Origin of the sequence: Mesorhizobium sp. M4A.F.Ca.ET.022.05.2.1 (genome assembly GCF_003998845.1) — a bacterium.
Lineage (GTDB): Bacteria > Pseudomonadota > Alphaproteobacteria > Rhizobiales > Rhizobiaceae > Mesorhizobium.
Map to the genome: position 1 here is coordinate 1 of NZ_RZOJ01000220.1, position 10,075 is coordinate 10,075.

The 10,075-nt window shown below is 64.9% G+C and carries 8 protein-coding genes and 1 pseudogene; 6 read left to right on the plus strand and 3 right to left on the minus strand.

The window, feature by feature from the left end; all coding sequences use genetic code 11:
- On the minus strand, positions 1-772 hold a 772-nt coding region (locus EN745_RS21735; protein ID WP_145992090.1), incomplete at its 3' end, for an SDR family oxidoreductase.
- A 120-nt stretch (positions 773-892) separates the two neighbouring features.
- Between EN745_RS21735 and EN745_RS21740 the strand changes: the two genes are divergently transcribed.
- Positions 893-1,714 carry a UDP-2,3-diacylglucosamine diphosphatase gene (locus tag EN745_RS21740; RefSeq protein ID WP_126054793.1) on the plus strand — a complete coding sequence of 274 codons (822 nt, stop codon included), beginning with the start codon at positions 893-895 and terminating at the stop codon, positions 1,712-1,714.
- Positions 1,715-1,841: 127 nt separating this feature from the next.
- Entirely contained in the window at positions 1,842-3,056 is a 1,215-nt protein-coding gene (locus EN745_RS21745; RefSeq protein ID WP_127400409.1) for an MFS transporter, read from the plus strand.
- On the opposite strand, the gene dgcA is transcribed toward EN745_RS21745, so the two are convergent.
- Positions 3,027-4,010, minus strand: coding sequence for an N-acetyl-D-Glu racemase DgcA (dgcA, locus tag EN745_RS21750; RefSeq protein WP_127422225.1), 984 nt, complete (start codon positions 4,008-4,010; stop codon positions 3,027-3,029). The two genes, EN745_RS21745 and dgcA, sit on opposite strands and share 30 nt — an antisense overlap.
- A 76-nt stretch (positions 4,011-4,086) precedes the next feature.
- Here dgcA and EN745_RS21755 point away from each other — a divergent pair, with 76 nt between their 5' ends.
- The 4 genes from EN745_RS21755 (at position 4,087) to EN745_RS21770 (ending at position 8,164) form a co-directional block, all read left to right on the plus strand.
- Positions 4,087-5,274, plus strand: a complete 1,188-nt coding sequence (locus tag EN745_RS21755) for an ABC transporter permease (RefSeq protein WP_126054791.1) — start codon at positions 4,087-4,089, stop codon at positions 5,272-5,274.
- 1 nt (position 5,275) lies between these two features.
- On the plus strand, positions 5,276-6,085 hold the full coding sequence (locus tag EN745_RS21760) for an ABC transporter ATP-binding protein (RefSeq protein ID WP_126054790.1): 810 nt from the start codon (positions 5,276-5,278) through the stop codon (positions 6,083-6,085).
- Positions 6,086-6,099: 14 nt separating this feature from the next.
- The gene (locus EN745_RS21765) at positions 6,100-7,473 is read left to right on the plus strand and encodes an MlaD family protein (RefSeq protein WP_126054789.1); all 1,374 of its coding nucleotides are present in this window, start codon (positions 6,100-6,102) and stop codon (positions 7,471-7,473) included.
- 112 nt (positions 7,474-7,585) lie between these two features.
- Positions 7,586-8,164, plus strand: a complete 579-nt coding sequence (locus tag EN745_RS21770) for an ABC-type transport auxiliary lipoprotein family protein (RefSeq protein WP_245455472.1) — start codon at positions 7,586-7,588, stop codon at positions 8,162-8,164.
- A gap of 107 nt (positions 8,165-8,271) precedes the next feature.
- Here EN745_RS21770 and EN745_RS21775 read toward each other — a convergent pair.
- A pseudogene (locus EN745_RS21775) lies at positions 8,272-10,075 on the minus strand (kinesin); the annotation flags it as partial.

Sequence of the window (10,075 nt, forward strand, 5' to 3'; positions counted from 1 at the left end):
CGCTGACGTAGAGGCCGCCATCGACGGGAATGTTCTGCCCTGTGAGATAGCCGGCATGGACCGAGCACAGGAAGGCGCAGATCTGGCCGAATTCCTCGGGCGTGCCGAGACGCTTGGCCGGCACGTCGGCGCTGATGCGGGCTTTTCGCGCCGCCGCTGCCGCCGGCTCCTCGGCCGTGCCGGCTTCATGCGGGCCGCGCAGCCGGTCGGTGTCGAGCTTGCCCGGCAGCAGGCTGTTGATGGTGACGTTGCGGTCGACCACCGTGCGCGCTACGCCGGCAAGGAACGAGGTCAGGCCGGCGCGCGCGCCCGACGAGAGGTCTAGCCCGGGGATGGGCACATAAACCGACAGCGAGGTGATGTTGACGATGCGGCCGAAGCCGCGCTTGGCCATGCCGTCGATCACCGCCTGGATCAGCTCGATCGGCGTCACCATGTTCTGGGTGACGCCTTCGAGGATCTTGTCACGGTCGAGCGTGCGGAAATCGCGCAGCGGCGGGCCGCCATTGTTGTTGACCAGGATGTCCGGATCGGGACAGGCCGCAAGCAGCGCCTTCTGCACCTCTGGCTTCGACACGTCGCCGGCGATCTCGATCACCTTGACCCCGAATTTTTCACGGATCTCGGCGGCGGTCCTTGCCAAGAGCTCCGCATTGCGGCCGTTGACGACGAGGTCGACGCCCGCCTCGGCCAGCGCAATGGCGCAACCGCGCCCTAGCCCCTTGCTGGACGCGCAGACAATGGCCTTCTTTCCGCGAATGCCGAGATCCATGACGGTCTTCTCCTTTTGTCGAGCGCGGCAAGCTAGCCCTTCGGCTGGACCAATCGCAACCGTCATACGGTTGTTGCATGAATCGTGGCACAGGCTCTGCGAAAGCAACGGTGACAAGCTATGTCCGGCCCAGAGCCCCGCACTTTCCGCTCGATGTTCATCTCCGACATCCACCTGGGGTCGAAGGCGGCCAAGGCCGACTTCCTGATCGATTTCCTCAGGCACCACGACGCCGATATCATCTATCTGGTCGGCGACATCGTCGACGGCTGGCGACTCAGGCGAAGCTGGCACTGGCCGCAGAGTCACAACGATGTCGTGCAGAAACTGCTGCGCAAGGCGCGCAAGGGCGCCAGCATCACCTACATTGCCGGCAACCACGACGAGTTCGCCCGCCAGTTCCAGGGCGTGCATTTCGGCGGCATCGTCGTCGCCGACCGTGCCATCCACGAGACCGCCGACGGCCGCCGCCTGCTGGTCATCCATGGCGACCAGTTCGACACGGTGGTGCACAATCAGCGCTGGCTCGCCTATCTCGGCGATTACGCCTATGACGCGGCGATGATGGTCAATAGGGTCGTTACAAAGCTGCGTCATCTGCTCGGCTTGCCTTACTGGTCGTTCTCGTCCTGGGCCAAGGTCAAGGTCAAGAAAGCGGTGAACTTCATTGGCTCGTTCCAGACGGTGCTGAGCGAGGAAGCGCGGCGCTCGCATGTCGACGGCGTCATCTGCGGCCACATCCACCACGCCGCGATCGAGAGCTATGGCGACGTGCAGTACATCAACACCGGCGATTGGGTGGAAAGCTGCACGGCGGTTGTCGAGCATTTCGACGGGCGCATGGAAATCCTGACCTGGGCGCATGTCCTGCCCGAGGCTCCGGCCGGCAAGGATGTGCTGGTTCCCGTCAACATCAAGGGCAGGGCCGTGCAGGCGGCGTGACGCCAAGCCCCTGCGGCCGCAAGCTCGCGCTAATCGATTAGTCCAGCCGGTTTCGCACGGTTTTTCTCCATGTTAAGGGATCGACATACGTCGCGAGCGGTCGACCGTGGCGTGATTGGATCGATTCATGTCCCTGCCGCCGCTCTCGCCTGAACAACTCGTCAAGCCACGCCATTTCGAGCTGCGCATGAGCCTGATCTTCGCCACGCTCTTCGTGTCGCTCGGTACGCATCTGCCCTACTTCCCGCTCTGGCTGCAGGCCAAGGGTTTCCATGCCGGGCAGATCGCGGTGATCCTCGCCGCGCCCATGTTCCTGCGTGTGGTGACGACGCCGCTGCTGACTGCGCTTGCCGATCGGGCGAGGGACCGCGCCCATGTCTATATCGCGCTGGTCGCGGTTTCGATGGTGCTTTCCGCCGGCTACTTCCTGCCGCCCAGCTACGCCGTCGTGCTTGCCGTCTCGCTGGCGCTGACCATCGTCTGGACGCCGCATTCGCCGATCGCCGATTCGCTGGCGCTATCGGGCGTGCGCCGTTTCGGCTCCAACTACACTAGCATGCGCAAATGGGGCTCGATCTCCTATCTTTGCGCCAATGTCGTCGGCGGCTTCATCCTGGCGCGCACCGGCGCCGAGGCGGTGCCGGCGATCATCTTCGTTGCCCTGGGCGCGGCACTCGCCGCAGGATTGCTGGCGCCGAGGCTCGGCCGTCCGCGCCGCGCCTCGCCGCTGTCGGCGACCGACATCCAGCATTCGGCGCCGAAGCTTCTCAATGCCTATTTCCTCTATTTCACCCTCGGCGTCGGCATCATCACCGCCAGCCATGCCTTTCTCTACGGCTTCGTCTCGATCTACTGGAAGTCGATCGGCATCAGCGACACCGTCGTTGGCCTGCTGTGGGCCTGGGGCGTGGTCGCCGAGGTGTGCATGTTTGTGATGTTTACGCGCATCCTCGGGTCCGTTCCCGTCGTCAGGGTGATGCTGATCGCTGGCATCGGCTCAATCGTGCGCTGGATCGCCTTTCCGCTGATCTGGCCGCTCGGCCTTGGCGTCGCCGGCTTCTTCGGCGTCCAGACGCTGCACGCGGTGTCTGTGGCGATGGTGCTGATCGGCTTGCAGAAGATGATCGGCGAGACCGTCTCGGAGGAACGCACGGGTGCTGCGCAAGGCATCGCCTATTTCTTCAACGGCTTCTTCATGGCCGTGGTGACGTTGGCGTCGGGCCCGCTCTACGACCGCTTCGGTGTCGACGGCTTTCTGGCCATGATCCCCATTGCGCTCATCGGCCTGGCGCTGATTGCGCTCGCGGCGCGCTCAACCCCACAGCGTGCTGTCGGGGGGTAGTACAAACGATCCCTCGTAGACGAGGCGTGGCTCCCGGTCCCTCGCGAGCAGCAGCGGACCGTCGAGATCGACGAAATCGGCGCCCTGCGCCAGAAGCACGGCCGGTGCCATCGCCAGCGACGTGCCCACCATGCAACCGACCATAATGTGGAAGCCGAGCGCGCGGGCGCGCTCGCGCAGCACCACCGCCTCGGTGAGCCCACCGGATTTGTCGAGCTTGATGTTGACGGCATCATAAAGTCCAACAAGGGCTTCCAGGTCCTTCGCCTCGTGCACGCTTTCGTCGGCGCAGATCGGCACCGGATGCGCAATTTGGCGCAGGATCGTGTCGCGGCCGGCCGGCAGAGGTTGCTCGATGAGGGCGATGCCGTGTTCGGCGGCGAAGGCGAGGTTGTCGACGATGTTGTCGTCCGTCCAACCCTCATTGGCGTCGAGGATGATGCGGCTGGCAGGCGCCGCTTCGGTAACCGCACGGATGCGGGCCTGGTCATTGTCGCCGCCGATCTTGACTTTGAGCAGTGGCCGGTCCGCATTGGCGCGAGCCTGCGCTGCCATCGCCTCCGGCTCGCCCAGCGAGAGCGTGTAGGCCGTCTCGAGCCCCCCCGCCTGGGCAGCGCATATCGCATCCGCGACCGGCGTGCCGCTCAACTTCGCTTCCAGATCCCAAAGAGCACAGTCTACGGCGTTTCGCGCCGCGCCCGCCGGCATGGCGGTGAGCAGGGCTGCCCGGTCGATGCCGTCGGCAATCCGGCCGCGCATCTCCTCGATTGCGGCGCGGACGCCCTCCATGGTTTCGCCATAGCGCTTGTAAGGGACGCATTCGCCGCGCCCGGCATGGCGGCCTTCGCTGATGGTTAAGGTGATGACCTCGGCTTCTGTCTTCGAGCCGCGCGAGATGGTGAAGGAGCCGGCAATGGGGAAACGCTCGGATTCGACCGAAATGACACGCGCCATATTTTTCTTCTCAGGCTGTGCGACAACGCGGCGCCGGCAAATGACAGGCCGGTTCCGGCAGGCTAAACAGGACGCCATGTTGACCATCCGCAAACGCGACGCAAGCGGCACGGCCGCCAAGGAGCCAAACGGCCAGCCGCGCATTGCCGTTGGCGAGGAGGGTGGCGTTCTCGGCTGCGCTTTCTCGGGAAGCTGGACGACGCGCACCGTAGCGCTGGTCGACGCCGAGATGCGAAAAATAGAAAAGCGCAGTGGTGTCAAAAGCTTAGCGCTCGATCTTTCACAAATAGAGAAGATGGACACCGCCGGTGCCTGGCTGATCGACCGCCTGGTCAGCGCATTCGAGAAGAAGGGCGTCGAAGTTCAGATCCAGGGGCAGAGCGAGATCGCCGAGATCCTGCTCGGCGCCGTTGGCGACGCTGTCAGGCGCGAGCCCGAATCGGGTCCTGCCGGTCCGCCCAACATCATTATCCGCGGGCTGGAGGCGGTCGGCCGGCGCGTCTATGAGATGCGCGACGATTTCCTGGCCTCGATGAACATCCTGGGCGCCACCATCCGCGGCGCGCAGATGAAGCTTGGCCGCGGCCATGCCGTCAACCCGGCCGCCATCTTCAACCAGATCGACCGCATGGGCGTCGGCGCCATCCCGGTGGTGGTGCTGATGTCGGCCATCGTCGGCGCCATCGTTGCCCAGCAGGGCGCCTATCAGCTCAGCTATTTCGGCGCCGACATCTTCGTCGTCGACCTCGTCGGCGTGCTGATCCTGCGCGAACTCGGCGTGCTGATGACTGCGATCATGATCGCCGGCCGCTCCGGCAGCGCCATCACCGCCGAGATCGGCTCCATGAAGATGCGCGAGGAGGTCGACGCGCTCAAGGTCATCGGCCTGAACCCGATCGGCGTGCTGGTGTTTCCGCGCCTGGTCGCGCTGGTCATCGCGCTGCCGTGTCTCACGATCATCGCCAATTTTGCCGCCCTCGGCGGCGGCATCGTCGCCGCCTGGCTCTATTCCGACATTCCCCCGGCCGCCTTCATCGACCGGCTGCGCGTCGCCATCGATCTCAGCACCATCTTCGCAGGCCTGATCAAGGCGCCGTTCATGGCCATGATCATCGGCACCATTGCTTCCGTCGAAGGCATGAAAGTCGGCGGCAGCGCCGAATCGCTTGGCCAGCACGTAACCGCCTCCGTGGTGAAATCGATCTTCGTCGTCATCATCCTCGACGGTCTTTTTGCCATGTTCTACGCCGCGATAGAGTTCTGACATGGCGACGCGAAACGGCACCGAGGCCAAGGAAACCACCGAAAGCGAGATCGTGCTGTCCGTTCGCGACGTCACCGTCGCCCTGGATGACAAGGTGATCCTCGACAAACTGTCGCTCGACATCACCCGCGGCGAGATCCTTGGCTTCGTTGGCGCCTCGGGCGCCGGCAAATCGGTGCTGTTGCGCACCATCCTCGGCCTGCTGCACAAGCAGTCGGGCACGATCAAGCTGTTCGGCGTCGATGTCGAGAAGGCGAGCGACATTGAGCGCCTGCGCATCGATATGCGCCTTGGTGTGCTGTTCCAGCACGGCGCGCTGTTCTCGGCGCTGACAGTGCAGGAGAACGTGCAGGTGCCGATGCGCGAATACCTCGACCTGCCGAAGAAGCTGATGGACGAACTGGCGCTGCTGAAGATCGAGCTTGTCGGGCTGCCGCCTGACGCGGCGCAGAAATTCCCGTCCGAATTGTCCGGCGGCATGATCAAGCGGGCGGCACTGGCGCGCGCGCTGGCGCTCGATCCGGACATCGTCTTCCTCGACGAGCCGACATCCGGCCTCGATCCGATCAGCGCCGCCGAATTCGACGAGCTGGTGGTCAAGCTGCGCGATACGATGGATCTCACCGTCTACATGGTCACGCATGATCTCGACACGCTGTTCACCGCTTGCGACCGCGTGGCGGTGCTCGGCAAGAAGAAGGTACTGGTCGAAGGCACGATCGACGACATGCTGAAAAGCGAGGAGCCGTGGGTGAAATCCTATTTTCGCGGAAAACGTGCACGGCAACTTGATCTTGCGGCGCGCGCATAGCCATAAGTGGGGCAATGGAAACAAGAGCCAACTACGTCATTGTCGGCATCTTCACGCTGGCCGCGATCCTGGCGGCCTTCGCCTTCGTTTATTGGACGGCGGCGATCGGCGACAAGGGCGAGACGACGCTGCTTCGTGTGCGCATCCCAGGCTCGGCGTCCGGCCTCGGCCGCGGCAGTTTCGTGCTCTTCAACGGCGTCAAGGTGGGTGATGTCAGGCGCGTCTACATCGACGTCGACAATCCGACTGTCGCGATCGCCGACACCGAGATCGACCGGATGACGCCGATCACCAAGTCGACGCAGGCCGATATCGGGCTGGCCGGTCTCACCGGCCAGGCCAATATCGAGCTCAAGGGCGCCGATCCCAAGGAGGTGAAACTTCTTGACCAGGCCGAGAAGGAAGGCAGGGTCGCCGAGATCGTCGCCAATCCCTCCGCCGTCACCAATCTCCTGCAGACCGCGCAGAACATCTTCACCCGTGCCGACAAGGTGCTTTCGGATCTCGAAGGCTTCACCCACGACGTGCGCGGGCCACTGACCGATACGGTCAAGAACGTCCAGACCTTCTCCGATGCGCTCGCCAGGAATTCCGACGGCATCGACAAGTTCCTGTCCAGCGTGAGTTCGCTCTCGGATGAGTTGAAAGGAGTTTCGGGCAAGCTCGACGGCACGTTGAAGGCCGCCGAGGGCCTGCTCAACGCCGTCGACAAGGACCAGATCAAGAGCATCGTCGCCAACGTCGACACGGTGACCGGCAATCTGAAGGAAACCTCCAAGCAGTTCGATACCGTCATCAACAACGTCAACACGGCGGTCGGCTCGATCAACGACTTCGCCCAGAAGACGCAAGGCACGCTGGACAAGGTCAACGGCGTGCTCGATGGCATCGATCCGGCCGAGGTGCGCACGGCGCTGGCCAACATCCAGAAGGCCAGCGACAAAGCCAATCAGGCCGCCGCCGACATCGCCAAGGTCACGAACAAATTCGCCAACCGCGCCGACGACATCGACGACACCATCAAGGACGCCAGGCAGCTGGCGCACCGGCTCAATGACGCTTCGGAGCGCGTCGACGGCATCCTGGCCAAGGTCGACAAGCTGCTCGGCTCGGGTGAGGCGAACGGCGTCATGGCGGACGCCCGCGACACGCTGAAGTCGTTCAAGCAGGTCGCCGACACGCTGAATGCGCGGCTCGGCACCATCACCGACAACCTGGCCCGCTTCTCGGGCCAAGGCCTGCAGAATGTCGAGGCGCTGGTCCAGGACAGCCGCCGCTCGATCAACCGCATCGAGGAAGCGGTGACCGACCTCAGCCGCAATCCGCAGCGCATCCTGTCGGGCGGCGAGGGCGAGGTCCGGCAATATGACGGCAGGGTGCGGCGTTGACTTCGATCTTCGCCCGCCTCAAGAACAGAAAAGACCGCAATTGCGGGTTGATCTTACGATCTGGGGACAACGGGGCTCGCGCGTGACGTCGGTTTGGGCAAGGTCGGTTGGGATGACATCGGCTGCGGCGCTGCTTGCGCTCTCGCTGGCCGGCTGCGCGGCGCTCGGCGCCAAGCCGGCGCCGCTCGACACGTTCGAGCTGTCGGCGCCGTCGATCGACGTACGTGGCCACAGCCGCCGGCAGATCCTGATCACTGAGCCGTCGGCGCTCAAGGCGCTGGACAGCCAGAACATCGTCATCAGGCCATCCGATCTGTCGATCCAGTACCTGAAGGGGGCGCAGTGGGCCGACCGCTTGCCGCTGATCGTGCAGGCCAGGCTCGCGGAAACCTTCCAGCGATCCGGCAGCTTTGCCGGCGTCGGCAAGCCGGGCGAGGGGCTGGCGATCGACTATCGGATCATCGTCGAGGTCCGGACCTTCGAAGTGCGCGTCAATGGCGGCGAGCATGCCGAGGTCGAGCTGTTCGTGCGCCTCCTCAACGACCGCAATGGCGAGGTGCGCGCCGCCAAGAGCTTTACGGCGAGCGCGCCGGTCTCGGGCGGCGGCAACGCCGCTTACGTCAGCGCGCTGGACAGCGCCTTCGGCCAGGCCGCCAAGGACATTGTGCGCTGGACGGATTCGCTGATCTGACGATTCGGTCGGGGCACTGCACACGCCCGGCGGGGCATTGCTTCGATATCATCAAGCACAAAAAAAGCGGGCCATGGCCCGCTTTTTTCTTTTCCTGACGAAGCCGCTCAGTGCAGGCGGCCGCTGGCATGGGCCAGCATGGTGTAGACCTTGCCGGTGTCCGAGGTCAGGTAGGTCTGCGCCATGATGTTGTCGCGGTCGTTGCGCGACACGTCCTTGAGCAGCTTCTCGAAATCGTCGCAGTAGCGGTCGACGGCGGCGCGGAACTCCGCCTCGGCTTGGTACTTGCGGCGGATCTCGTCGAAGGTTTGCTGGCCCTTCAGCGTGTAGAGGCGCCGCGTGAACACGTCACGCTCGCCGCGCCGGTAGCGGTTCCACAGCTCGATCGAGGCGTCGTGGTCGATGGCGCGCGCGATGTCGACCGACAGCGAGTTAAGCGATTCCACGACATGCAGCGGCGAACGCTGGGCCGGAGCCGGACGCGGCGCTTCCGCCGGCGCCGCCGGCCTCAGCTCCTCTTCACGAGACGCCCCGGTCAGGAGATCGCGCACCCAGCCGCCTTGCGGCGTGCGGCCATTGGGCTCGCGGCGCGGGGCCGCTTCGGCCGGACGCTCGAGGTCGAGCGTGCCGCGCAAGGTCGTTTCACCCAGCGGCGCCTGCGGAGCCCGGCGCTCGGGCTGCTGCTGCTGCTGAGCCGGCGGCCGGCGCGGCGGCTCGGCCGGACGGGCCGGCGCCTGAGGAGCGGGGCGCAGGCTGCGCGGCTCCGAGGAGTCGCTGCCGCTGCGGCCGGACTTCGCGACGATGTCGGAGAGCTCCTTGAGCGCGTTGATCTGCTCGGAAACGGCCCGGCGTATGGCCGAGGTCGATTCCTTGGCCTCTTCCGGCATCTCGATGACGCCCTTCTTGAGCTCGGCACGCGTCAGGTCGAGCTCGCTCTTGATCGAACCGGCGGTGCGCCGCATCTCCTCGGTCGCGTCGGCGAAACGCTTGGTCGCCGATTCGACCACCTCGGCGATGGCGGTGCGGATCTTTTCCGCCGATTCCATAGTCCGTCCCTCGGCGTTCTGCATCGTCTGGCCGACCAGGTTCTCGAACGAACGCATGACCTTTTCGAGGTCCTCCGACTTCTTGACCAGGCCGACCGCGAGGTCGTCCAGCGACGACTGCCGTTCCAGCGTGTGCTCGAGATTGCTCTGCGCGGAACTGAGCAGGTCCGAGGCGCTGGAGAGCAACCGGCTATGCTCGTCGAACTTGGTAGCGATCGATGCGACCTCGCGCAGCGTGGCCGACGACAGGTCGGTGAGCCGGGTCGTATTGGAATCGACCAGGCGCGCCGAGCTGGCGAACGTCTGCGCGGCCTTCTCCGTGGTCGTCGCGAAGCTCTGCGTGCTTCCGGTGAGCCGCTCCTCGACATGGCCGAGATTGACCGCCGCCTGATCGATCAGCTGCCCGAGCTGGGCGCTGGAGGTGCTCAGGCGGCCGATGAGCTCGGCGACGCTGTCGGCGAGCGTCGAGCGCGCGCCCTCGACGGCCGAGAGGGTCTCGGCCGTGCGGCTGGCGAGCGCGTTGACGAGCGCTGCGTTTTCGCTGCGCAGCTTCTCGGTCGCCCGCTCGGTAACCTCTTCCATGCTCCGCTGCAGCTCCGAGCCACCCTGGGCGAAGCGCTCGACCAGCGGCTTGGCCGTCTCGTCGAGGATCCTCGACATCTCGGCCGAGCGCGCCGCGAGCATCGTGTTGAGCTCGCGGGTGTTGGCGCCGATTGTCTTGGCGGCGTCGTTGGTGCTCTGGCCGATATGCTGGCCGACGGCGGTGAAGGTCTCCGCGATCACGTTGGCGCGCGAAATGAGTTGCGCCTCCGCGCTTGAAACCTGCTCGCTGAGCTTCTGGCCCATCGTTTCCGCGGTGTAGGCG